Raw genomic sequence first — 330 nt, 5'->3', positions numbered from 1 at the left:
GCTGTCCACATCGCTGGCATAGGCCAGCAGATCCAGCGTAATGCGTCCATCTTCGTCCAGCGCCAGCGCCGCGTCCTGTGCGACCGGCGCATGGTTCACCGCCAATACGTTGACGGTCAGCGTTTGTGAAGTGCTGGCCTGCTGCTGGTTGGCCTGTTCAGTTGACGTTGCCACCACGTTTAAGGTGATACGGCCATTGAAGTCCTGCGGCGGCAACAGCGTGACCCGATCCAGCAGCCAACCGGTGATGTCGGTTGCCGTATTGCCTGCGGTGGCCGTAAAGCTGCGCACGCCGTCGCTGAGCACGCTGCCCACTGGCAACGCTTCTAA

The 330-nt window shown here is 61.5% G+C and carries 1 protein-coding gene; it reads right to left on the bottom strand.

Features of this window, described 5'->3' with window-relative positions:
* A partial coding sequence (locus AC2A1E_RS24430) for a hypothetical protein (RefSeq protein WP_484385910.1) occupies positions 1–330 on the bottom strand: 330 nt, incomplete at both ends.

The sequence above is a fragment of the Serratia sp. HNCC26DJ206 genome (assembly GCF_057180605.1).
Note: the sequence above shows the minus strand (reverse complement) of the source record. Positions and strands in the feature narration are given on the sequence as shown.